At 69.7% G+C, this 22208-nt stretch carries 22 protein-coding genes; 18 read left to right on the top strand and 4 right to left on the bottom strand.

Going from position 1 to position 22208, the window contains the following annotated elements; all coding sequences use genetic code 11:
* Positions 1-58 precede the first annotated feature (58 nt).
* The 12 genes from NJQ98_RS03460 (at position 59) to NJQ98_RS03405 (ending at position 13119) form a co-directional block, all read left to right on the top strand.
* Positions 59-577, top strand: coding sequence for a DUF7310 family coiled-coil domain-containing protein (locus NJQ98_RS03460; RefSeq protein ID WP_262175705.1), 519 nt, complete (start codon positions 59-61; stop codon positions 575-577).
* On the top strand, positions 574-1038 hold the full coding sequence (locus NJQ98_RS03455; RefSeq protein ID WP_262175704.1) for a DUF7311 family protein: 465 nt from the start codon (positions 574-576) through the stop codon (positions 1036-1038). Before NJQ98_RS03460 ends, NJQ98_RS03455 begins: the two co-directional genes overlap by 4 nt.
* Positions 1031-2863, top strand: a complete 1833-nt coding sequence (locus NJQ98_RS03450) for an ATPase, T2SS/T4P/T4SS family (RefSeq protein ID WP_262175701.1) — start codon at positions 1031-1033, stop codon at positions 2861-2863. Before NJQ98_RS03455 ends, NJQ98_RS03450 begins: the two co-directional genes overlap by 8 nt.
* The gene (locus NJQ98_RS03445; protein WP_262175698.1) at positions 2860-4563 is read left to right on the top strand and encodes a type II secretion system F family protein; all 1704 of its coding nucleotides are present in this window, start codon (positions 2860-2862) and stop codon (positions 4561-4563) included. The genes NJQ98_RS03450 and NJQ98_RS03445 overlap by 4 nt, the downstream gene beginning before the upstream one ends.
* Positions 4564-4597: 34 nt before the next feature.
* On the top strand, positions 4598-5059 hold the full coding sequence (locus NJQ98_RS03440; protein WP_262175697.1) for a DUF7283 family protein: 462 nt from the start codon (positions 4598-4600) through the stop codon (positions 5057-5059).
* Positions 5040-5429 carry a DUF7285 family protein gene (locus NJQ98_RS03435; RefSeq protein WP_262175695.1) on the top strand — a complete coding sequence of 130 codons (390 nt, stop codon included), beginning with the start codon at positions 5040-5042 and terminating at the stop codon, positions 5427-5429. Before NJQ98_RS03440 ends, NJQ98_RS03435 begins: the two co-directional genes overlap by 20 nt.
* Positions 5426-6298, top strand: a complete 873-nt coding sequence (locus tag NJQ98_RS03430) for a DUF7284 family protein (protein ID WP_262175692.1) — start codon at positions 5426-5428, stop codon at positions 6296-6298. Before NJQ98_RS03435 ends, NJQ98_RS03430 begins: the two co-directional genes overlap by 4 nt.
* Complete coding sequence (locus NJQ98_RS03425) at positions 6295-9294, top strand: DUF7286 family protein (protein ID WP_262175690.1); 3000 nt, start codon at positions 6295-6297, stop codon at positions 9292-9294. Before NJQ98_RS03430 ends, NJQ98_RS03425 begins: the two co-directional genes overlap by 4 nt.
* A gap of 93 nt (positions 9295-9387) precedes the next feature.
* Positions 9388-9816: a DUF5791 family protein gene (locus NJQ98_RS03420; RefSeq protein ID WP_262175686.1), complete on the top strand. Its 429-nt coding sequence runs from the start codon at positions 9388-9390 to the stop codon at positions 9814-9816.
* Positions 9813-10700 (top strand): SDR family oxidoreductase, encoded by an 888-nt coding sequence (locus NJQ98_RS03415; RefSeq protein WP_262175683.1) that lies wholly within the window; start codon positions 9813-9815, stop codon positions 10698-10700. The genes NJQ98_RS03420 and NJQ98_RS03415 overlap by 4 nt, the downstream gene beginning before the upstream one ends.
* Positions 10701-10742: 42 nt before the next feature.
* On the top strand, positions 10743-11942 hold the full coding sequence (locus NJQ98_RS03410; protein WP_262175679.1) for a DHH family phosphoesterase: 1200 nt from the start codon (positions 10743-10745) through the stop codon (positions 11940-11942).
* A gap of 91 nt (positions 11943-12033) precedes the next feature.
* Positions 12034-13119 carry an aldo/keto reductase gene (locus NJQ98_RS03405; RefSeq protein WP_262175676.1) on the top strand — a complete coding sequence of 362 codons (1086 nt, stop codon included), beginning with the start codon at positions 12034-12036 and terminating at the stop codon, positions 13117-13119.
* Positions 13120-13163: 44 nt separating this feature from the next.
* On the opposite strand, the gene NJQ98_RS03400 is transcribed toward NJQ98_RS03405, so the two are convergent.
* Positions 13164-13334, bottom strand: a complete 171-nt coding sequence (locus NJQ98_RS03400) for an HVO_0758 family zinc finger protein (protein WP_262175675.1) — start codon at positions 13332-13334, stop codon at positions 13164-13166.
* 115 nt (positions 13335-13449) lie between these two features.
* On the opposite strand from NJQ98_RS03400, the gene NJQ98_RS03395 reads away from it, so the two are divergent.
* Positions 13450-14586, top strand: coding sequence for an MFS transporter (locus NJQ98_RS03395; RefSeq protein WP_262178724.1), 1137 nt, complete (start codon positions 13450-13452; stop codon positions 14584-14586).
* A gap of 67 nt (positions 14587-14653) precedes the next feature.
* Here the strand turns inward: NJQ98_RS03395 and NJQ98_RS03390 are convergent, their stop codons facing one another.
* Entirely contained in the window at positions 14654-15883 is a 1230-nt protein-coding gene (locus tag NJQ98_RS03390) for a glycosyltransferase family 87 protein (RefSeq protein WP_262175673.1), read from the bottom strand.
* 291 nt (positions 15884-16174) lie between these two features.
* On the opposite strand from NJQ98_RS03390, the gene NJQ98_RS03385 reads away from it, so the two are divergent.
* The 3 genes from NJQ98_RS03385 to NJQ98_RS03375 are packed head-to-tail and all read left to right on the top strand — an operon-like array spanning position 16175 to position 18445.
* Complete coding sequence (locus NJQ98_RS03385) at positions 16175-16657, top strand: DUF7109 family protein (RefSeq protein ID WP_262175670.1); 483 nt, start codon at positions 16175-16177, stop codon at positions 16655-16657.
* Between the two features lie 25 nt (positions 16658-16682).
* Positions 16683-17303, top strand: coding sequence for a CoA pyrophosphatase (locus NJQ98_RS03380; protein ID WP_262175667.1), 621 nt, complete (start codon positions 16683-16685; stop codon positions 17301-17303).
* Positions 17304-17347: 44 nt separating this feature from the next.
* Complete coding sequence (locus NJQ98_RS03375) at positions 17348-18445, top strand: NAD(P)/FAD-dependent oxidoreductase (RefSeq protein ID WP_262175665.1); 1098 nt, start codon at positions 17348-17350, stop codon at positions 18443-18445.
* Positions 18446-18474: 29 nt separating this feature from the next.
* Here NJQ98_RS03375 and NJQ98_RS03370 read toward each other — a convergent pair whose 3' ends face one another.
* Positions 18475-18936: an Hsp20 family protein gene (locus tag NJQ98_RS03370; RefSeq protein WP_262175663.1), complete on the bottom strand. Its 462-nt coding sequence runs from the start codon at positions 18934-18936 to the stop codon at positions 18475-18477.
* Positions 18933-19091, bottom strand: a complete 159-nt coding sequence (locus NJQ98_RS03365) for a DUF7559 family protein (protein WP_262175661.1) — start codon at positions 19089-19091, stop codon at positions 18933-18935. The genes NJQ98_RS03370 and NJQ98_RS03365 overlap by 4 nt, the downstream gene beginning before the upstream one ends.
* Before the next feature lie 183 nt (positions 19092-19274).
* Here NJQ98_RS03365 and NJQ98_RS03360 point away from each other — a divergent pair, with 183 nt between their 5' ends.
* Positions 19275-20069: a DUF429 domain-containing protein gene (locus NJQ98_RS03360; RefSeq protein WP_262175657.1), complete on the top strand. Its 795-nt coding sequence runs from the start codon at positions 19275-19277 to the stop codon at positions 20067-20069.
* Between the two features lie 53 nt (positions 20070-20122).
* A complete protein-coding gene (locus NJQ98_RS03355) occupies positions 20123-22021 on the top strand; it encodes an ABC transporter ATP-binding protein (RefSeq protein WP_262175653.1) in 1899 nt (632 codons plus the stop codon).
* Positions 22022-22208: the final 187 nt, after the last annotated feature.

Raw genomic sequence — 22208 nt, 5'->3', positions numbered from 1 at the left:
CATCTCACAAGAACCTTCGGCCAAGGGTTGAAGTACAGTAGCGGGACCAGCCCCGGATATGACCGACGTGGAGACACTCGAAGAGCGGGTCAGCACGGTCGAACGGGCCGTCACCGACGGCGACCACGGATTCCCGGCCGTGGACGACCTCGCGGAGCTGACCGAACGCGTCGACGCCCTCGAGGACCGGGTCGACGAACTGAACGACCGCGCGGATGAACTCGACGCCGCCACACAGGCGCTCAGGGGGTACGTCGGCAACGTCCGTTCGGTCAACGAGCGGGTCGAGGGGCGAGCCGACGCGGCGCTTGCGGCCACCGAACGGCTTGAGCGCCGCCTCGACGCGACCACCGAGGAGTGGCGGCCGGGGGACGGCGAACCCGTCGGGTCGAGTACTACCCGGGACCCGAGCGAGCACGCACAAGAGGACCATCACAGCGGCGGCGTCAAAACCGGGGAACGGCGCCTGGACGGACTCGAAACGCGGGACGGCGGCGAAAAGAGCGGAGAGTCGGGGACGCCGGGAACCGGCGGGGGAGACGGCGGCGTGCTCGAACAGATACGGTCCCTGCTGTGATACTCCGCGTCGTCCTGGCGGTGGCCCTGACCACTGCACTGCTTGCCGCCGTCACGCCGGCGATAGCCGACGCCGGCGCCGACAGGGCCGACAGCGCCATGGACCGCCAGCTCGGGGCGCTGGCGGACGAACTCGGGGCGATGGTCGAGACGGACGACCCGACGACGGGCCCTGGCGCCCGGCACGTGTCCGAACTGCGGCTGCCCGAGCGGTCACTGACCAGCGCCGCCGTCACGCGGCTCCGGTTTAGCAGCCGCGACGGGGTCGCAGTGGCCTCGTGGCGAGTCGGCGACGGGGCGACGAGCCACGCTCGCCTCGCCGGTGTGCCCGTCCGCGCGGCCGGCGGCGGGGCACTGACCATCCGCGAACCGGGTACCCACCGGCTCGTGTTCGAACTGCGGTCGCGTGCCGGAGAGACGGTCTTGCAGGTAGCTCGGCTGGGCGGTGAGTACGATGCGTGAGTGGTTCGCCGACAGCGACCCCGAACCGGACTGCCGCTGTGAGACGGCGTTCGACCGGGGGACACTGACCGTCGACGCCGACGACTGTCCCGGTGACGGGCGGCTGGGCGAGTCCCCCGACTGCCGGGCGACCGTCGTCTCGGCGCTGGGCGGAGGGGACATCGACAGCGTCGTCACGGCAGCAAACGGCGTCGAGCGGGCCTATCTCGACGCCGACGCGGCGCTGCTGGTCGCGGCCGGACGGTTCGCGACGCGAGTGGCGGCCACCGACGAGCGCCTGGCCGAGCGCGCTCGACGGGAGCCACTGGCCGCCGCGACCGAGGCGACCGGCCGGGCGGGCCACGTCGCGGACCTGGCGGCCGGGACCGGGTTCGCGGTCGCCGCGGAGGGGGTCACAGCCGAGCGAGTGCTCGACCCGTACGTCGGTCCGGCGGTCAGCGACGCCCGCATCGCCGCCAGCCCGCCGCCGACGGCGACGCTCAGAGACCGACGGACCGTCGAAACCGGTGCGACCGTCCGACGGTACGAGACGCCGGCGGACGGGCCGGACAGCTACCACGTCCGCCCGCAGGAGCACGAGTTCGACGCGGCGACGACGGCGGCGCTTTCCGACGCCGCCGCGCGGCTGGCGACGACCGGCGAGGAGACGCTGACGCCGGAGACAGCCGCCCAGGCCGTCGTCGACGACGGCCACACGGCGACCCGAGTGGCCGGCGTGCTCCGGAAGCACACCGAGGGACTCGGTATCCTCGAAGACGTCTTCGCCGACCCGCGCGTCTCCGACGTCTTCGCGACGGCTCCGGTCGAGGAGACCCGGCTTCGGGTTCGCGCCGACGGCGAGACGCTCCGGACGAACGTCCGGCTCACCGAGCGGGGCGCCCGCAGCCTGGCTTCCACCTTCCGCCGAGCGAGCGGCCGGGCGTTCTCCCGGGCGAGTCCGACGCTGGACGCGACGACGACGGTCGCCGGCCGCCGGGTTCGGGTGGCCGGTGTCACCGAGCCAGTTAGCGACGGTATCGGCTTCGCGTTCCGGGGCCACGACGAGGAGACCTTTCGGCTCGGTGACCTCGTCGAGAACGGGAGTGTCCCCCCGCGGGTCGCCGGCCTCCTCTCCGTGGCCGTCGAGCGCGGGGCGGCCTGTCTCGTCGCCGGGCCGCGCGGCGCCGGGAAGACGACGACGCTCGGGGCCCTGCTCTGGGAGTTGCCACCGACCGTCCGCACGGTCGTCATCGAGGACACCGCCGAACTGCCGGTCTCGGCCCTGCAGTCGGCCGGTCGGGACGTACAGCCGCTTCGGACCGCAAGCGGTGACGGCCCCTCGGTGGACGCGACGGCGGCACTTCGGACTGCACTCCGCCTCGGTGACGGCGCCCTGGTCGTCGGAGAAGTACGGGGCCAGGAGGCCGGCGTCCTCTACGAGGCGATGCGCGTCGGCGGGGGCGACAGCGCGGTGCTGGGCACTATCCACGGTACCGGCGGCGAGAGTGTTCGGGAGCGACTCGTCTCCGACCTCGGGGTGCCCGAGAGCGCGTTCGCCGCGACGGACCTCGTCGTGACGCTCGACCCGCCGACGGCGGACGGCGGGCGCGGCATCGCGGCAGTCGAGGAGGTCCGGAGCTACGAGGACGGCGTCGGCTTCGAACCGCTGTTCGAGCGCGACGGGGCGCGGGCGACGGCGACCGGACGCATCGACCGCGGGGCCAGCCACCTCGTCGAGTCGCTGTCACACGCCGGCGAGTCCTATGCCGGCATCCGCGAGGCCATCCGCAACAGAACCGAGGCGTTCGGGCAGCCGGACCTGGGGATAGAGAGCGCCAACTCATGAGCGGGGTAGACGGGAACGACGGGACTGGAGCCGGGGGGCGACTCAGGCAACTCGTCACAGTGCCCGAGGGATACGGGCGAGCCTGTCGGCTGCTCGGGCTGTCAGTGCCCCCAGAGGCGGTCCTCGCGGGGAGCTACACGCTGGCCGTCGTCGTCTGGCTGGCTGGTATCACCGCCCTCGCTGTCGGTTCGGGGCCGGTCGCGGTCGTCGTCGGGACCGGCAGCGCCGTCGCCGCTATCGGCGTCGCGCTGGGCGGTCGCTACGGCGTCGGCCTGGCGGCACAGGGCCGTCGAATCCGTGCGCTTGGCGCCGCGCCGTCGGTCGTGGCGACGCTCGTGCTGGGGATGCACCTGTGGCCCAGCGCCGAGCGAGCGGCGGCCTTCGCCGCGAGCGCGAGCGACGGACTGCTCGGGGAGAGCCTCGACAGTCACCGGCGGCGAGCGAGTCGGACTCCGCGGAGCGGCCTGGACAGCTTCGGCCGCGAGTGGGGCGGCGAGTTCCCCGCGCTGGAGCGGTCGCTGACGCGAATCGAGCGGGCAGCGGTCGTGACGGCCGAAGAGCGAACGGAACTTCTCGACGGCGCCCGCCGCGGAATCCTCCACGGGACCCGTGACGAGATGGCGTCGTTCGCCGCCGAGCTGCGGGCGCCGGCGACGGCGCTGTACGCCTTCGGCGTGCTGTTGCCCCTCGCGATGGTCGCGCTGCTTCCCGCGGTCGGTGCGGCCGGCGTACCCGTCTCGCTCCCGCTGCTCGCCGCGGCCTACGGAATCGTCCTCCCGGCCGGGCTCGTCGTCGCGAGCGCCTGGCTACTCGCGGGTCGCCCCATCGCCTTCCCGCCGGCGGCCGTGCCGCGGGACCACCCGGATATCTCGACCGGGGCCCCCGAAGCGGTCGGAATCGGGACGGCCATCGCGTTCGGCGCGTGGCTTGCCGGGCGCGCCCTCCTCCCGGCGTGGGCACCGCCGGTCGCGGCCCTGGGGCTGGGAACCGGGGCTGCGCTCGTCGTCTACTATCGGCCAGTCGCCGAGGTCCGGACCCACATCGAGGCCGTCGAAGCGGGGTTGCCGGCCGCACTCTCGGCGATCGGGCGACGGGTCGAGCGCGGCGAGTCCGTCGAAGCGGCGTTCGACGCCGCGGTCGAGGCCACGTCGGAACCGCTCGCCGGCGTGCTGACAGAGACCGTCGAGCGCCAGCGTCGGCTGGGCGTCGACATCGAGACGGCCTTCCGGGGTGAACACGGAACGCTGTCGACGTTGCCGAGTCCACGGCTCCGTCGCGCCGCGGTCCTACTCGGTGCGGCCGCCGACATCGGCCCGCCGGCCGGCGGGACCATCGCAACGATGGGCGACCACCTGGACGAGCTGGCCGAGGTGGAACGGGAGACCAGACGGCAGCTCTCGCAGGTCACCGGGACGCTATCGAACACCGCCGCGTTCTTCGGCCCGCTCGTCGGCGGTGCGACCGTCGCTATGTCGGCGGCCATGCGGAGCGGGGGCCCCATCAGGTCGGTGTCGACGGCGTCGCTTGGACCCGTTATCGGCTGGTACTGTCTCGTGCTCGCGGTCGTGCTGACGGCGCTCTCGACCGGGCTCGACCGCGGACTCGACCGCGCGCTTTCGGGCTACCGGGCCGGACTGACGCTATGTCTGGCGACGACGGTCTACTGTGTCTCGGCCGTGGCGACCGGATTCCTCGTGTGAGCTTTTATATCCGAAGCCGGGACCACCCCGGCCCATGTTCGAAACTAGCGTCGACACGGCGTACGTCTGGGTGGCCGTCGGGGCGGTGAGCGTGGCCGTCCTCGGCGTCGTCACGCAGCTACCCACGTCGGCGCCGCCCGACGGTGGGGCCGCCGCGACGACGATAGACGAAGTCGCGACTGGTCCGCCGGGGTCGGTCGCCACCCGTGAGCTACACGCGAGCGAGTGGTCGCTGACGGGGCGCCAACTCGGGCTTCGCTCGGAGTCGGGGACCGTCCACGAGACGCTGTTGCGGCCGGTCGTCCCTGCTGTGAGCGACAACCTCGAAACGGTACTCGACGGGCGGAAGCCGTCGGCAGTGTTCGACTCGCCAGACGCGTTCGAGCGGGCGACCGAGCGCGCAGCGACCGGCCGTGAGCGGTGGCGGTCGGCACCGGACCGTCTGACCGCGAGACACGTCGCCTGGGGAGGGGTCGATGTCACGCTCGTCGGCTAGGGGGGCGACGGAGCCGCTGGCTGCGCTCGTCGCTGTCTTCGCCGTCTCCACGGGGCTCGCGCTGTACGCCGGAACGCTGGACGACACGCTGGCCGGAGTCGGCGACAATCGAGACCTGGCCACGCCCACCGCCGACGCGGTCGAGCGTCGGATAACTACCGGCGGCGTCGTCGACCCGGCACGGGTCCCGGACTCGCTTTCGGCTGTCCCGTCGGGATACGAGGCCAACGTCACGTTGCGGGCCGAGCGGCGGTGGGCCGTCGGACCGACGCCCCCGTCGAGCGCCGACACCGACAACCGCACGGTCAGCGTCGCGCTCGGGCCGGCGACGGTTCGACGGGGCCGTCTCAGGGTGGCGGTCTGGCGATGAGCCGAGCGACCAGTACCGTCGTCGACGTGACCGCCTTCCTCCTGCTCGTCGGCGCCGCCATCGCCGTCGTCGTCAACGGCGGTGCGGTCGAGGGGACGACGGCGGAGAACCCCGCTGCCGAGCGAACGGAGCTGCTCGCGACGAGCACGGCCAGTATCGAGTACGCGCTGGCCCCGCCGGGCGATCCGCCGCCGTGGACGACCAATGCGACGGCGACACACCAGCGCACCGCCCACGGCACGCTCGCGGAGCTGCTGGCCGAGGCCGCGATGAGCCGCGTGGCCTTCGAGGAACACCGGCTCTCGCGGGCCGGCGTCGGGTTCGAGCAAGCCGTGGCAGCGACGACGCGAAACCGTCTCCACGAGCGGGGCCGGCGAACCGCCGTCCGGGCCCGTTGGGAGCCCTACCGCGGCGCGCCGCTCAACGCCACGATGCGGGTCGGGGAGCGGCCGCCGCCAGCCGCCGAAGTGGATGCGGCGACGGTGACCGTCCCGAGCCCGTCGCCGGCCGTCAGCGAGCGTGCGGAGCGGGCAGCGTCGCAAGGGGGATACGGCGCAGTCGCCGCAGTGGTCGCCGACGCCGCTATCGCGGGGCTGTTCCCGCCCCAGCAGGCCCAGTTGGCCCTCGACGGGGACTACCCCGCCGACCGGCTGATGACGTATCGCTACCGGCGGATGGGCGCGCTCACCCGCGCCGGGCAGCTGTCGGTCGAATCGGCGCCGACAACCGAGCTGAACGCGCAGCTAACGGAGACGCTGGCCGACCGTTTCGAGACCGACATGCGGCGCCGGTTCGACTCGCCCGAGGCCGCCGCCCGAGCCGTCGACACTGGGACTGTCACCGTCACGGTCAGGACGTGGAAACCATGAGATGCCGGGTGTCGCTGGCCGCGGACAGGCGGGGTCGGGTACCCTTCGCCGTGGTCGGCGTCCTGTTGCTGGTGAGCAGTCTCACACTCGCGCCGACGCTGTCGACCGAACCGGCCCCGAACGGGACGGCAGTCGAGCGCACACTGAACGAGGTGAGTGCAGTCAGCACGACAGCCGTCCGTGACGGCGTCGCGACGGCCAGTCGGCGGGCCGCCGCGGCGCCCGTCGTCGAACCGGCCGACACGCCCGCCGGCCGCGCGCTGCGTGACGACCACGCGTTCCGTGACAGCCTGCGGCTTCGGGTGTATCGACACGTCCGGTCGAACCTGGAGCGGCTCTCGGCCCACAGCGACGGGGTCAACGCGACGGCGTCGCTTCCGGCGGCGAATTCGACGGCCGAGTACGAGCGGGCAATAGACCGTGTGACAGTCGAGCGAGCCGGCGACAACGACACCGCGCTCCGCGTCACCGTCGAGAACATCACGCTGACCGCCCGACGCGGTGGCGAGGTCGTCACGCACCGGGTAGTCGACCGGACCGTCGTCGTCCCGACGCCGGTGTTACACGTCCACGACCAGATGACGACCTACGAACAGCGGGTACAGAACGGGCTCACCAAACCGGGAGTGAGCCAGCGGATGACGGCGAGAATCTATCCCATCGCGTGGGCGCGTGGCTACGCGCAGTTCGGCGGCGCCCCGATAGAGAACGTCATCGCGAACAGACACGTGAGCCTGGCGACCAACGGCGCCTTGCTCGGGGTCCAGCGGTCGGTCTTCGGTCGGAGCGACCCCGAGGGCCGACAGGCGCTGACCGAGGCGACGGCCGCCGTCGGCGTCAACGACATCGCCGCCGGCAGCAACAGCCGGCTCGCAAGCGAGATACTGGACCAGGTTAACTACCGGCCGGCGAGCCAGAACATCACTACCGGCGCCCGACAGCCCGATGAGCCGCTGCGTGTGGGTGTCAACGGGACCGCCGACGCCGCCTACCGGCAAGTCGGGGTGCCGGACGCGCTCAACGCGACCGCCAGAGACGCCTACACCGTCAGAGCGAGCGTCGTCACCGAGCGCGAACGCCTCTACGGTGGTCGACCTGACCGGCCCGATCCGCCGGGTCCCGATTGGCGTTTCGTGAGGGAAATCGAAGGCTCGGACGCCAGCATCGTCGACTCGGTCGACAGCGGCGTGAGCGTCCCGAGCCGCTGGCACGCGCTCGAACGGTGGGGCCGGACCGTCGAGCTCACTCACACGCGCAGAGTAATCTGGAAGAAGGGGAACAACGTCAGACACACCAGGGCACAGCGCACCGAGCGTGTCCACGTCAGCCTCGCACTCGTCGGCAGGCATCGGAACGGCTCCCTCGCGCCGGTCCGGGGCATCGAGAGGGCCCACGAGTCAGGTGGGAGTCCCCTCGGGGGCGAGAACCTCGCCGACGTGCAAGGGAAAGCCGCCGACGAGCTACTGGACGGGGGACGAGACCGCGCCGCGAAGGACGTGGCCCTAGAGGAGTTCGAACAGGATACGGTCGCTGTCACCGGGGCGCGGCCCGATTCGATACACACCTGGATCGCCCGGGACCTGCGGCGACTCCGCGAGCGGGTCAGGGACATCGCCGTCTCGGTCGACCGGGGCGAAGTAGGGACGTTCCAGTCGAACCCGAGCCGGCAACTCAGGCGGACGCTCCGGGACCGGCGCTCGCAGTTGGTCGACGCCCCACGGACGTACGACAGTGCCGCCGACAGGGCCCGGGTCGCGGCCCGAGTGGCGTTTCTCGACGCCGTCGACCGGCGGCTGGGCGGACACGCCGAGAACCACTCGACCGTGGCGTCGGGCATCGACGACCGTCTCGGGTCGCTCTCGGGCGGTTCGCTGGCCGAGCTCAGGCGGGCGCTGACCGCCCGCGAGACGCGAGTGCCGCGAGCGCGGGCGACCCCGACAGGACCGGCCGGTCCGGTCCGGACACGGGTCCAGGCCCAGCCGCAGTACCTGACGCTGGCGTCGGTCGGCGAGTCCGAGTTCCCGGCCGTCGACGGCACCGAACATCCGCTCGTTGCCCGCAACGTCAACGTGTTCAGCGTCCCCTACGGCAACGCCGCGACCACGGTGCTAAACGGCGCCACTGGCGGCCGAAACCGGGTCGGACTCGGGGCGGCGGCCAAGACGCTGGCGGCGGCCCGGGAGACCGAGGTAGGGTCGAACACGAGCCTCGACGAGCGCCGACAGCAGTTGCGAACCGAAGTCGGGCGAGCCAACGGCGTCGTCACCGCCGCGTTCGCCGAACGGGTTCGCGCCGAGACGGACGCCGGGCCGTCGGAAAGCGAGCGAATCGTCGACGACGCGATGGACCAGTGGGGAACGACGGCGGCGCGCGGGATGGCCATCGCGAACGACTCGGCGGCACACCGCATCGCAGAGGTGGCCGCCGACCGTCGGGGGCTCTCCACGGTGGAACAGGACTGGCTCCGAGTCCGGCTCCTGCGGACCGCGACCACGACGCTGTCGACCGCCGGGGCGCGACCGCCGGAAGGCCTGGTGAACCGGACCGCAAACACCGTCCGCGAAACCGCGCGTAGCCGGGTCCAGAGCCTACTCGCGAACCGCGCCGGGGCGGAGGTCGAGCGGGTCGCAAAGCGCAAGCTGGGAACGCGGGCGCTACCCGCCGGCTTACCGCTCGCACCGCCGTTTCTCCCGTGGTACGCGACGGTGAACATCTGGTGGGTGACGGTCGAGGGGACGTACGCCCGTTTCAGCGTGACGGCGAGCCACGGCGCCCCGGGAACGCCCGGCGAGACAGTTCGATACGTCCGGGAGCGGCGTGCGGTCCATCTCGACGCCGACGAGGACGGGAGCGGCGAGCTTCTGGGACACAACAGGCGCATCACCTTCCGGGCCGACACCGGGGTCGCCATCGTCGTCCCGCCGAAACCGCGCGGCGTGGGCGACAAGGACGGCAACAGCGTGGAAACGTCGGCAGGGTGGCCCGACCCCGGGTAGCGGCGGGGGTGGTCCCGCAGTGGTCGGCTCCCCCTTCGGCAGGACTGACACCGAAGCAAATCAATAAAACGCCACCCTCCCGTAGCTCCGACCATGCTCAGAACCGAGTTTCCGGATGCAGGCGAGCGGTCGCCCGACGAACTGCTCGCGGCCTACGGGTCCGTACTCGCCGAGACGGTCGAATCGGTCGGCACCGGCGCCGTCGTCGACGCGACAGACCTAGACCGTGAGGCCGTCGACGCCGCCGCCGACGGCGATGTCGCGTCACTCTCGCTCGAAGACGCGATGGCTGTCCTCGCGGCGGACCCGGACCGGCCCGACGCCGACGCCCTGCAGGCCGAGGCCCAGGACATCCTCCTGATGGGGATGACGACGGCTGTGATGGACGTCGAGTCGCTGGCTTCGGGCATCGACAGTCAGCTCGAACCCAAGGAGATCCAACAGAAGATAGAGGGTCGGTATCCGATGACGCTGGAGGAGTACGCGCTCCTGCACAGCTACATCGAGAGTCAGCGCCGATGAGTCGGGTCGCCATCCTGGGCTGTGGCTACGTCGGGCTGGAGCTTGGCCGACAGCTCGCCGGCGACCACGAAGTCGTCGGCGTCCGCCGGTCCGAGAGCGGGCTCCGGGCTATCGAAGACGCGGGGTTCGACGCAGTCCAGGCCGACGTGACCGACGACGAGTCGCTGTCGGCCGTGCCCGACGCCGACTGGGTCGTCTTCGCGGCGAGTTCGGGGGGTCGGGGCGCCGACGCGGCCCGCGAGGTGTACGTCGAGGGGCTGGAGACCGCTATCGACCACTTCTGGACGCGGGCGGAGACCCCCGAGCGGCTGGTGTACACGTCCAGTACGGGCGTCTACGGCGACCACGACGGCGCGTGGGTCGACGAGGAGACGCCGCTGGACCCGCGGACGGAGAAGACCGAGGTGCTGGCCGAGGCCGAGCGGGTCGCCCGCGAGCGCCCGACCGACTACGGCGGCCACGGGACCGTCGCGCGCTTTGCCGGCCTCTACGGGCCGGAGCGCTATCGGCTGGAGCGCTATCTGGAGGGCCCCGTGACCGCGGGCTATCTGAACATGGTCCACCGGGACGACGCGGCAGGTGCCGTCCGGTTCCTGCTGGAGGGGGACCACCGCGACGAGGTCGTCCTCGTGGTCGACGACGAGCCGGTCGAGAAGTGGGGCTTTGCGGACTGGCTGGCCGAGGCCTGCGGGGTCGAGTTCCCGCCGAAACAGACGACCGAGGAGCGCCTGGCTGACCCGGAGCTGTCCGAGACGGCCAAGCGCCGCATCGAGACGAGCAAGCGCTGCTCGAACGACAGGCTGCGAAATCTGGGGTACGAGTTCGTCTATCCGACGTTCAGGGAGGGGTACCGCGCGGCGGTCGACGCCTACGTCGCCGACTGATCGGGGGAACCTTCTTATTGTTTCCCGGAGCAGATACGAAATATGAATCTGCTGGCTCAGGGGGACCTCGTCAGCCTGGCCGAGCGGGTCCCGGGCTACGCCAGCGAGAATCCGGTGCTGGTCGCCGGTGTCGTCGTCGGGCTAGTCGTACTGGCCGGCGGCGGGACCGCCCTCTATCGCTATCTGACCCGGTCGCCGGTCAGCCGCCTCCGGTCGGTCCTCGCAGACTACGACGCCGTGACGGTGTTGATGCACCCCAACCCCGACCCGGACGCGATGTCCTCGGCCCTCGCTGTCGACCAGCTCGCGGCCGCCGGGGGGACCGACGCGAGGCTGTGTTACTCGGGCGAGATCCGTCGGCCGGAAAACCGGGCGTTCGAGACGGTTCTGGACCTGGATTTCGACCGCGTCGAGAGCGCCGGGGAGATAAACACGGAGGCGGTCGTCCTCGTCGACCACAACGAGCCCCGGGGGTTCCCGGGCGCCGAGAAGATAGAGCCGGTCGCCGTCATCGACCATCACCCCGGCGGCGGCACCGGCGCCGCTTTCACCGACGTACGGACCGACATGGGCGCGTGTGCGACGATTTTCGCAGAGTACTTCGAGGAACTGGAGTGGGACTTCTTCGAGGTCGACGTCGCGCTGACCGACGGCGGCGTCGACACGGGCGACGTGCCCGAGGAGGCGATGCCGAGCCACGTCGCGACGGGGCTCATCTACGGCATCCAGTCCGACACCCGCTCGCTGACCAACGGCTGTTCCGCGGCGGATTTCGCCGCGGCGGCGTACCTCTACCGGGGCATCGACAGCGACCTGTTGAACCGCATCGCCAACCCGCAGGTCGACGCGGAAGTGCTGGACGTGAAATCGCGGGCCATCAGTGAGCGCGAAGTGCGGTCCCCCTACGGCTTCGCCGACGTCGGCGAGGTGTCGAACACGGACGCGATTCCGCAGGCGGCCGACGAGCTGGAGACACTCGAAGGCGTCTCGGCGGTCGTCGTCATCGGCGAGAAGGAGGGGACCATCCGCATCGCCGGCCGCTCGCGGGACGACCGGGTCCACATCGGTCGGGCCATCGAGGCCGTCGTCGGGGACATTCCGATGGCCGAGGGCGGCGGCCACGCCCGCATGGGCGGCGGGAAAGTGTCGATAGACCACATGGACGGGCTCGGTCCGAGCGAGGGCGTCTCGAAGGCGGACTTGCGGGAGCAGCTGTTCGAGGCGATGGCCGGCGAGCGCTAGCGGATAGTCCAACCCCGGCGGCCACTGAGCGCCGGAGCGGCCCCGCCCAGCAGACCTCGCCCCTTTTATCCGCACGACCGCAACGTCGGATATGGCAACACGTGAGGGGACGTGGACGTACCGGGACGCCCACGACGACTTCGCACGGACGTTCTTCCGGCGCTTCGGTGACGGCGTCGCGTCCAGCATCGGCGTCGGGACGTATCTGGGTGACCCGACGGACGAGCGCGACGACGCGTACTACGAGGCCATCCGGACGGCGCTCGAATCGGGTGTCAACGTCGTCGACACGGCCATCAACTACCGCCACCAGCGCTCCGAGCGGGTGGTCGGGGAGGCGCTTTCCGACGCCGACATCGACCGCGATGCGGCGGTGGTCGCGACGAAGGGCGGGTTCGTTCCCTTCGACGGCGAGCGGCCCGACGACCCAGGGGCGTTCGTCAAGCGCGAGTACGTCGACACCGGTATCGTCGACCGCGACGACCTCGTGGGCGGCCAGCACTGTCTCGCGCCGGCCTTCATCGACGACCAGCTCGACCGGTCGCTCGACAATCTCGACCTCGACACCATCGACCTGTACTACGTCCACAACCCGGAGACACAGCTGGCCGAGACGGACCGCGAGGGCGTGTACGACCAGCTCGAAGCGACCTTCGAGCGGCTCGAACGCCGCGCCGACGCGGGCGATATCGACCACTACGGCGTGGCGTCGTGGGACGCCTTCCGCGTGCCCGCCGACCACGAGAAATACCTCTCGCTCCCCGAAGTCATCGAACGGGCCCGCGCGGCGGCCGACGCGGCGGGGAACACGGCGACGCATTTCCGGGCGGTACAGTTGCCGTTCAACGTGTTCATGGCCGACGCGTTCACCGTCCGGTCACACGAGGGGGCCGACGGCCCGCAGTCGGCGCTGTGGTTCGCCCACGAGGCCGGCCTGGACGTGTTCACGAGCGCGTCGCTGATGCAGGGGCGCCTCGCGACGGAGATACCGGACAGCGTCGATGCGAAACTGTCGGGGGAGACACGCGCCCAGCGGGCCATCAACTTCGCGCGCAGCGCGCCGGGGGTGACCTGCTCGCTGGTCGGCACTGGCTCGGTCGAACACGCCAGGGAAAACGTCGACGCGGGGCGATACGACCCCCTCGGCGCCGATGCCTTCGACGCCGTCTTCGAGTGAGAGCGGGGAAATCTCCGGTCCAGGACGGTCAGGCGCCGACGCCGTCAGCTGAGCTCCGTCCAGCTGCGTCCACACTCCGGACAGACCCGCTGTTTGCCGATCTCCCCGGGGTCGTTGTCCGTCCCCAGCTCCTCCCCGCAGTTGCTACACGAGAGTCGCCCGTAGCTGTCTTTCTCGACGTCCCCGCTCCGGAGGGCCTTTCTGACCGAGTCCATATGCGAACGTGTGACAGCCGGAGGTAAAAAGGCCGCGGCGTTCCGGAAGCCCCTTTGGGCAATCGAATGACGTGTAGCTGTGTCCCGACAGTCCGTCTTCGGCTCGTTGCTCGGACTGATATTTCTGATCAACCTCGCACGCGTCGTCTTCGCGCCGCTCATCGAACCCATCAGAGCGGCCACTGGGGCGAGCGACGCCACGCTCGGGCTGCTGGCGACGCTTGTGTGGGCCGGCAGCGCGGTGCCGCGGCTCCCGACCGGCCTCCTGCTGACCCGAGTCAGCAGAGTGCGGGCGATTTTCGCCTCGGGCGTGGTGCTCACCCTGGGGACGGCGTTTACCGCTCTGACGACCTCCCCGACGCCCCTGCTGGTCGGCGCGTTCGTCATGGGCACCGCGAGCGGCGTCTACTTCACCGCGGCCAACCCGCTCATCAGCGAGCTGTTCCCCGAGTCGCCCGGCCGGGCGCTCGGGCAACACGGCGTCGCCAGCCAGCTGGCCGCGGTGGCCGCGCCCGGAATCGTCACCGCCGCGCTGGCCGTCGGCGACTGGCGGACGACGCTCGTCTCGCTGGCCGTCGCCGCGGCGCTGATGACCGCCCTCTTTACGCTGGTTGCCCGCCGGACCGACGTGCCCGACGCCGGACAGCGCGACACGGATTTCCTCGCCGCGGTCCGCACACAGTGGCCCATCGTCCTGACGGCCGTCGCCACGCTGGGACTGACGACGATGGTCTGGAACGGGCTGTTTAACTTCTACGTGACGTATCTCGGCACCGTCGACATCGCGGCGCGAGCCGGTCGGACCCTGCTGCAGGTGATGTTCGCCGCCGGCGTCCCGGCCTTTTACCTCAGCGGCCGGCTCGCCGACCGGCTCCCCGCGGTCCCGTACATGCTCGCCATCCTCGCGGCGTTTACCGGCTGTATCCTCTTCCTGCCGGCGGTGAGCGGGTTCTGGCCCCTGGCCGCGCTCAGCGGTGTCACGGGCTATGTCATCCACAGCATCTTCCCCGCCGTCGACACCTACCTGCTGGGCTCGCTGCCGGACCACCACCGCGCCAGCGCGTACTCGGCCTACGGTGCCGGGATGATGCTCCTCCAGGCCCCCGGAAGCCTCGTCGTCGGCCTGCTTCGGGACGCCGGCGTCCCCTTCGCCACCATCTTCCAGTGGATGGGCGGCGGACTCGTCGCCCTGCTTGCCGTCCTGCTCGTCCTGCACGCCGACGGACGCCTCCCCGAGACGGCGCGGGCCTGACGACGGCGATATGCGGCCGTCTGGGAGTTTACACGAGGGTTCATCCTCCCCACTGTAGCCGATAGTACTATCCAGACGGGTGTGTGTGAATCTGCCAGACGCCCGCTATGAGAACAGCGACGGTGCCCCAGAGGACCGGTGTGCTAAGCGTGTAGAAGGCCCGAAGGCTAGCAACGACCGTTTCAGTGCCCCACTTCGGTAATCCGAGGAGACGAACCAGCATCGCCGCATCATGGAGTTTTAATGTGAATTGCATGAGTACCACACCGCCAGTAAAAACCCTCCCGGGCCACCCTTGCAGGAGATATAATAGTGGAATCAGTGGGTAAAAAATCAGGACGAAGTACATAGTGTAGGAAGGAATTACCAGCAAAATCCCGCACAACGTCGAGAGGAGTGCAATGAGTCGCTGGATGGTGCCTTTGCTCTGTAGATAGACATAGGCGACTACTGGTGTGACTATCGCCAGGGAGAGTACTGTCAGAACCGTTCCGCTCGCACCGGTGAAAATGGCCGAGAGAGGTCGCTGAAGTGTGACGTAGAGACTTGACGGTGAAAGGCCCCCTGAAACAGAATTTGCAGTCCCCCGTGGGAGAAGCTCCTCAACGAAGAATCTCCGTGTTCGATTCAAGCCAAAGAGTACAGCACCAGCAGTAACTGCTCCGATACCGGTGAATACAGCAGCGAAGGTCGCACACCACTTACGTTTCCACACTAGCCAGATACCGATAGCAGCGGGGAACACTTTCGGAAGCGCTGCTAATCCAAGAGCGATACCACCACGTCGTTCTCGACCCTGTTCTGTCCAGATCAGCCCGAGTCCCAGTGCGAATGCGATGTGGTGATTGATATTACCGTTTACCAGTGATGGTGCACCGATTGGGCTAATTATGATGAACCCACAGATCAGAATGTAGTCATACTTTGACAGTTGTAGCCCGTATGATTCGGTCGTCCTTGCAACGGCGAGACCGAGTAAGACGCTGACAAGGAGTGTCCCGGCAACATGGATTGCAAAGCCTGTCACAGGAGAAACCAGGAGATATAGCGAAAACGGAGCCAATAGTATGACTGGATATCGATAGGTGAGGTTCGAGATACCGACTGGGGAACGACCGTAAATCGTCTGACCCGACTGTAGGTCCGCGGCGGCAGCTCGATATATCTCAAAATCAATCCCAAATTGGGCGGGAGCGATAGCGAGCCGATAGAGTAGATATGCAACACCGAGAGAGATACCGAATCCGAGTGCCAAGCGCGCTTGGAAGAGAGAAACCGTTGAGTCCTGTTTTTGCAAGGTATTTTTACTGAAATCAGGTCTGGTATATGTTTTGTGTCTTGTACATATTAGCGTCGAGTGACCGCACTGACCGAGGGGACCCACTTTCGGAGCTTGTTCTAACACGCCCTGCGGTCGCGTTGTTTCCGCAGGACACCGGACGCGAGGGAGCGACGTGACCGAGCGTCCGGCAGTTTTTCCCCACGTTTTTGCGAGAGGGGTTCCCGCAGTGAGCGAAGCGAGCGAGGAAACCCCTCGAAGTAAAAAGTGGTCGGAAACGCTGAAGCCACTGGCCACACGGGGTAGCGTATGGAGCTGACACCGGACGAACTCGCCGGGGTCGTCGACGTCGTCGGGCCGGTGACGCGCGAGGAACTCGTCCAGGCCTGCGGCGAACTGGCGTTCAAGCGGGGCGCGGACGTGGACAGCGGGAGCTTCGAGGCCGGTATCGAGGCGGCGCTGTCGACGTATCACCTCGTGGCTGTCGAGGACCACGGCGCCGCGGTCGACGCGTCGCTGGTGGTGGTCGGGCCGGCGGCGTTCCCGGCGCTGGTCGACGGCGCCGAGGACCTCCCGCACATCCTCGACGTGCCCGACCGCGACGTCCCCGAGGACGTGGCGGCCGCGGCGGCCGAACAGCGGTTCCGCGAGGACGCCGCCGAAGCGGTCCGGGCGGGTGACGACGAGCGCATCCAGGCCCTGCTCGACGTGAGCTACGACCTCGAAGCGTGGGGACCGGTCGAGCTAGCGACGGCGCGTGGCCACCTCGACGAGGCCACCCACGCGAATTAAGAGCGTCGGCCCCCTCAGTCCCGATATGGACTTCGACCGGGTGGGTGCCCACGACCCCGTGACGGTCACGGGCGAGGAGCGGGAGGCGGCTATCGTCGTCCCGGTCGTCAGCCGCGGGGACGGCGAGGGAATCCTGTTCACGAAGCGGGCCGACCACCTAACCGACCACCCCGGGCAGATGGCGTTTCCGGGCGGCGGCCGCGAACCCGAGGACGAGGACCTGCTGGCGACGGCGTTGCGTGAGGCCAACGAGGAGATCGGCCTGGACCCGAAGGCGGTCCACGTCGTCGGCCGGCTCGACGACATCCGCACCGTCACCAGCTACTCGGTCCGGCCCTTCGTCGGCCGCGTCCCCGACCGGGAGTACCACCCCAACGACGCCGAGGTCGCCGAGATAGTGACGCTCCCGGTCGCGTCGCTGACGGACCTCGAGAACTACGAATCCGAGCACCGCGACCACCCCTACTACGGCGAGGTGCGGTTGCACTTCTTCTACGTCGACGGCTACACCGTCTGGGGGGCGACGGCACAGATGCTGGTCCAACTGCTCGAACTGGCGACCGACTGGGAGATGCCCACGGAGCCGGACCGCTACGCCGACCCGGACGACGACCTGCCGGAGCGGGTCCGCGACGAGGTGCAGTGATGGAACGGGAGAGATTACCGAGTCCGGCTTCCGCGGAGCGATAGATGCGGGTGGCCGTTGTCGGCGGCGGCGCGGTGGGGCTCACCGCGGCCGGAGACCTCGCCGAGCGCGGCGATACGGTGACGCTCTACGAGCGTGCCGACCTCGGCGGCGGCGCGAGCGGCCGGGCGGCGGGCATCTGCTACGACGCCTTCGCGGACCAGACCGACGCCGCCGTCGCCACGCGCGCCCTGGACCGGTACCGCGAGTGGGGCCTGCTCTCGCCGCGTCCGTACGTCTGGGTGGCCCGCGAAGCGGGCGACGCGAGGGCGGTCCGCGACCAGGTCGAGGCGATGCGGGCGCTCGGGCTCGACGTCGAGGAACTCACACCCGAGACGCTCGGGGAGCGGTATCCGGCCGTCGAGACGGCCGGCCTAACCGCCTGCGCCGTCGCGAACGACGCCGGAACGGTCGCGCCGAGGCAGGTGGTCGACCATCTCGCCCAGCGGGCCCAAAGGGCTGGCGCGACCGTCCGAACGGGAACGCCGGTGTCGCTCTCAGGCCCGAAGACCGTCGCGACGGCCGACGGCGAACGCGGGTTCGACGCCGTGGTGGTGGCCGCCGGGCCGGCGACCGAGCCGCTGCTTGCCGGCCTGGACATCCCGCTCGCGCTCGAAACGTACCGGGCACAGGTGGCCGTCACCGAGGCCGTCGACGCGTCGCTCCCGTCGTTGTACGACGCCAGCCGGGAGTTCTACTGGCGGCCCCGCAACGGCGGCGTGCTGGTCGGCGACGGCGCCCACGCGGTCGACCCGGACGACTGCGACCCCGAGGCCGACCCGGAGTTCGTCGCGTCGATACGCGACCGGTTCCGGGCCGCGACGACGCTGGACCCCGCCGTCGAGCGAGCGTGGGCCGGCCCCTGTACGGCGACGCCCGACCGGGACCCGCTCGTGGGTCGGGTCGCCGACGGCTGCTGGGTGGCGACCGGCTGGCAGGGCCACGGGCTGATGCGGGCGCCGGCCATCGGCGAGTACCTCGCCGACCGCGTCCGCGGCGACGCCCCGGAACTCGACGCGTCGCTCGCCGACCGGTTCGACCCGACCCGCTTCGACGGGGACGAACAGTTCCACCCGCTGGGCGACCCGACGGCGGACTGGTGAGCGCGGCGAAAACCGTCTTCCGGCGGGCGTTACGCCTCGTCGTCCTCGGCGTCGGCGGCCGTGTCGGCGTCCTCGGAGGCGTCGTGGGCCGTCTGCTCTTCGACCGGCTCCGCGTCGTGGGCGTCGGCCTTCGGGAGTTCGACGTGCAGCGTCCCGTCGTCCCGTAGTGTCGCCGTCGCGGCCGCGGCGTCGACGACAGCGTCGTCTGGCAGCGTGACGGCGCCGTCCAGCGCGAGCCCGCGGCCGGGGTAGGTCATCTCGTAGTCGTCGTAGAACTCCCGGAACCGGTCCAGCCGGACCTCGACGCGGTCGTCGACGTAGCGCACCTGCAGGTCGCTGGCGGTCGCGCCGGGCGCGTCGAAGACGACGAGGTAGGCGTCGTCGGATTCGAGCAGGTCCGCCGGCAGCGGCTTGTTCTCCTGGACCCGTCCCGCGGCCCGGCCCAGGTTCTCGAAGATGGCCGAGCCGATGGACTCGGCGATGCCCATCATAACTCGATCGCCTCGAGGCAGTCTTCGCCCCCACAGTACGGGCAGGCAAACTCCGCCACGCCCGTCCCGTCGGGCATGTCGTAGGTGTAGTGGAGCTCGAACATATCGAGCGTACAGTCGTCGTCGGTACAGACGACCTCCAGTGTCTCTGGCATGGTATTCCGTTGGTCCGTCAGCGACAAACCGCTTTCGGCATCCAGCAGCGGGACCGTCCCGTCGGCGGGGAGCGAGTCCGAGCGGAACACCCCGGCCGGCGCCAGTCTGGACTATCCAGCGGTCGCCAAGAGGCGCCTCGGGGTGTCAGAACATTGAATACAGTCGGCCCGGACGGGACGTGCATGGGTTCCGGTGTCATCGGTGTGGATTTCAGCGGGGCGAGCGCGGCCGGCGACGCGCTCTGGGTGACAGAGGCCACACAGACCGAGGTCGGCTTGCACGTCGACGACTGCTATCGGGCGACCGAACGGTGGGGACGGGACCGCGAGAGCGCCCACGCGGGGCTGGTCGAGCGAATCACAGCCGGGGACGTCGACACGGCGGGCCTCGATTTCCCGTTCAGCCTCCCACAGCCGCTGCTCGACGCCCGTTGTGGCGGGACGTGGCGCGGCTTTCTGGAGTGGGTCGGGAGCGCTGACGGCCCGGCGGACCCGGCGGCCTTCTCTGCGGTCTGTCGCGATACCGCCGAGGCGAGCGTCGACAAGCGCGACCTGCGCCGGGAGACCGACGCCCGCCGCGGGGCGCTCTGCCCCTACACCAACCGCGTCCGGAGCATGACCTACCACGGCGCCCGGGACGTGCTCGGCCGGCTGGCCGATCGGGCGGACACCGCGGTCGTCCCGATGCAGGACGACGCCGAGACCGTCGTCTGTGAGGTGTACCCGGCCGCCACCTTCGGCTGGCTGGGCTGCTACCGCGAGGGGTACAAGAACACCGACGGCGCCAGAGCGCGCCGGGAGTACAACCTCGCGGCCGTCGAGGACTGTAGCGTGGCCGTCGGGGACCACCGCGGGACCTATCTGGACACCCACGACGCGCTGGACTCGCTGGCCGCGGCCGTCAGTGCGGCCCGCGTCGACGGCGGGGGCCGGCCGACGACGGCCGGCACGCGCGAGGAAGGCTGTATCTACGTGTAGGGGACAGTCGACCAGAAGCCGGGGGTATTTGAGTTCGTAGCCGAAGACAGTGTATGAGCGACGACGGCGGCTTCGAGGGGGTTCGTGAGAACGTCGACGGGAACCCGATACTGAAGCTCGTCGGCTACGCCGGCCCCTACCGACTCCGACTCGCCGTCGGGATTCTCACTGCGTTTATCACGCGCTTTGCCCGACTGGTGCCGCCGATAATCGTCGCGGCGGCTATCGACCGCATCGTCCTCCGGAGCGGGGAGCCGGGTCTCCTCACGAAGGCTGGCCTGCTCCCGGCCGGGGAAATAGCGACCGAGGCGGCCCGCGTCTCCTTCCTACAGCGGCTGGTCGTCATCGCCGCGATAGCGTATCTCATCAGGTCGGCGACGCGCTTTGCGTCCAGATACCTGCTGCAGTCCTCGGCCCAGAAGATACAGCGGGACCTGCGAAACGACACGTACGACCACCTCCAGCGCCTCTCGATGGAATTCTTCGCCGACCACCAGACCGGCGGGATGATGTCCATCCTCAACAGCGACATCAACCGGCTGGAGTCGTTCCTCAACACGGAGTTCCGCCAGATAATCCGCGTGGTCGCGACGGTCGGGGGCATCGCCATCGTTCTCTACACCTACTCGCCGCTGCTGGCGCTCGTCGCGCTGGCCCCGGTCCCGATTGTCGGTCTGGCGAGCTACCTCTTTCTCTCCTACATCGAACCGCGCTACCGCTCTATCCGCCAGACCGTCAGCCGACTGAACACCCGACTGGAGAACAACCTGAGCGGGGCGCCGGTCATCAAGGCCTTCGACCGGTACGGGTTCGAGCGCGAACGGGTCGTCGAGCAGAGCCAGCAGTACCACGACGAAAAGGTCGCCGCGCTGCGAATCCGTCGGGCCTTCTTCGCCGGCCTCCGCCTGCTGACCGGCGTCGTCTTCGTGGCCATCCTCTACATCGCCGGGATGGACTTCATCACGAGCCCCGAGAACGAGGCCATCCTCAGTGCCGGCGGGTTCGCCGCCTTCTTCCTCTATCTCCGGCGGCTCTACTCCCCGATGCGCCGCGTCGGCAAGTCGGCGAACAAGTACCAGCTCGCCAAATCCAGCGCCGAGCGGGTCTTCGGACTGCTGGGACAGGAGCCGACCATCACCGACCCCGCGGACCCCTACACGCCCGACGGCATCGACGGGGCGGTGGGGTTCGATGACGTGACCTTCGGCTACGGCGACGGAGAGCCCGTGTTGCGGAACGTCTCGCTCGACGTGCCCGCCGGTGCGACGGTCGGGCTGGCCGGCGCGACCGGCGCCGGCAAGTCGACGCTGCTGAAGCTCATCCCGCGCTTTCACGACGTGAACTCGGGCGCCGTCAACGTCGACGGCGTCGACGTCCGCGAGTACGCCCTCCGGGCGCTGCGTGCGGACATCGCCGTCGTCGAGCAGAACCCCTACCTGTTCTCCGGCACCGTCGCCGAGAACATCGCTTACGGCGACCGCGACGTACTGGACGGCGAGACCGACGGTGAGGCGACCGCGCGCGAGCGGGTCCGCGGGGCCGCCCAGTCGGCGCAGGCCCACGAGTTCATCCGGGAGCTGCCCGAGGGGTACGACACCGAAATCGGCGAGCGCGGCATCAAGCTCTCGGGCGGCCAGCGCCAGCGGGTCGCCATCGCGCGGGCGCTGCTGAACGACCCCGAAATCATCATCTTCGACGAGGCGACAAGCGACGTGGACACGGAGACCGAACGGGAGATACAGGCGAGCATCGAGCGGCTGGTCGAGAACCGCACCGCGTTCGTCATCGCCCACCGACTCTCGACGATTCAGGACGCCGACACCATCGTCGTGATGGACGACGGCGAAATCGTTGAACGGGGCAGCCACGACGAGCTGTTGGCGGGCGGCGGCGAGTACGCCGACCTCTGGGCGGCCCAGGCCGACGAGCAGCCGGTCAGCGCCGACGACTGACACTGCCGACCCGACTAAGAGGATTCGCGACCGCGGATATCGCTCCGGACGGACGCCCGGTCGGACGAGTACACAGAGCTTACCGCCCAGAGCGTCTCCCGCCGGCGAGACACGGCGAGCGGTCCGCCGGCGGGCCAGCGACTCCGGTCGATACCCGACGGGTACTTTTCGCGGTGCCGACCCACCG

Origin of the sequence: Haloarcula laminariae (genome assembly GCF_025457605.1) — an archaeon.
GTDB classification, from domain to species: domain Archaea; phylum Halobacteriota; class Halobacteria; order Halobacteriales; family Haloarculaceae; genus Haloarcula; species Haloarcula laminariae.
Note: the sequence above shows the minus strand (reverse complement) of the source record. Positions and strands in the feature narration are given on the sequence as shown.

What these genes read in the sequence shown, in the direction of transcription:
- NJQ98_RS03460 (WP_262175705.1), top strand. Translation starts at nt 59, where the DNA reads ATGACCGACGTGGAGACACTCGAAGAGCGGGTCAGCACGGTCGAACGG.
- NJQ98_RS03450 (WP_262175701.1), top strand. Translation starts at nt 1,031, where the DNA reads ATGCGTGAGTGGTTCGCCGACAGCGACCCCGAACCGGACTGCCGCTGT.
- NJQ98_RS03445 (WP_262175698.1), top strand. Translation starts at nt 2,860, where the DNA reads ATGAGCGGGGTAGACGGGAACGACGGGACTGGAGCCGGGGGGCGACTC.
- NJQ98_RS03440 (WP_262175697.1), top strand. Translation starts at nt 4,598, where the DNA reads ATGTTCGAAACTAGCGTCGACACGGCGTACGTCTGGGTGGCCGTCGGG.
- NJQ98_RS03435 (WP_262175695.1), top strand. Translation starts at nt 5,040, where the DNA reads ATGTCACGCTCGTCGGCTAGGGGGGCGACGGAGCCGCTGGCTGCGCTC.
- NJQ98_RS03430 (WP_262175692.1), top strand. Translation starts at nt 5,426, where the DNA reads ATGAGCCGAGCGACCAGTACCGTCGTCGACGTGACCGCCTTCCTCCTG.
- NJQ98_RS03425 (WP_262175690.1), top strand. Translation starts at nt 6,295, where the DNA reads ATGAGATGCCGGGTGTCGCTGGCCGCGGACAGGCGGGGTCGGGTACCC.
- NJQ98_RS03420 (WP_262175686.1), top strand. Translation starts at nt 9,388, where the DNA reads ATGCTCAGAACCGAGTTTCCGGATGCAGGCGAGCGGTCGCCCGACGAA.
- NJQ98_RS03415 (WP_262175683.1), top strand. Translation starts at nt 9,813, where the DNA reads ATGAGTCGGGTCGCCATCCTGGGCTGTGGCTACGTCGGGCTGGAGCTT.
- NJQ98_RS03410 (WP_262175679.1), top strand. Translation starts at nt 10,743, where the DNA reads ATGAATCTGCTGGCTCAGGGGGACCTCGTCAGCCTGGCCGAGCGGGTC.
- NJQ98_RS03405 (WP_262175676.1), top strand. Translation starts at nt 12,034, where the DNA reads ATGGCAACACGTGAGGGGACGTGGACGTACCGGGACGCCCACGACGAC.
- NJQ98_RS03400 (WP_262175675.1), bottom strand. Translation starts at nt 13,334, where the DNA reads ATGGACTCGGTCAGAAAGGCCCTCCGGAGCGGGGACGTCGAGAAAGAC.
- NJQ98_RS03385 (WP_262175670.1), top strand. Translation starts at nt 16,175, where the DNA reads ATGGAGCTGACACCGGACGAACTCGCCGGGGTCGTCGACGTCGTCGGG.
- NJQ98_RS03380 (WP_262175667.1), top strand. Translation starts at nt 16,683, where the DNA reads ATGGACTTCGACCGGGTGGGTGCCCACGACCCCGTGACGGTCACGGGC.
- NJQ98_RS03375 (WP_262175665.1), top strand. Translation starts at nt 17,348, where the DNA reads ATGCGGGTGGCCGTTGTCGGCGGCGGCGCGGTGGGGCTCACCGCGGCC.
- NJQ98_RS03370 (WP_262175663.1), bottom strand. Translation starts at nt 18,936, where the DNA reads ATGATGGGCATCGCCGAGTCCATCGGCTCGGCCATCTTCGAGAACCTG.
- NJQ98_RS03365 (WP_262175661.1), bottom strand. Translation starts at nt 19,091, where the DNA reads ATGCCAGAGACACTGGAGGTCGTCTGTACCGACGACGACTGTACGCTC.
- NJQ98_RS03360 (WP_262175657.1), top strand. Translation starts at nt 19,275, where the DNA reads ATGGGTTCCGGTGTCATCGGTGTGGATTTCAGCGGGGCGAGCGCGGCC.
- NJQ98_RS03355 (WP_262175653.1), top strand. Translation starts at nt 20,123, where the DNA reads ATGAGCGACGACGGCGGCTTCGAGGGGGTTCGTGAGAACGTCGACGGG.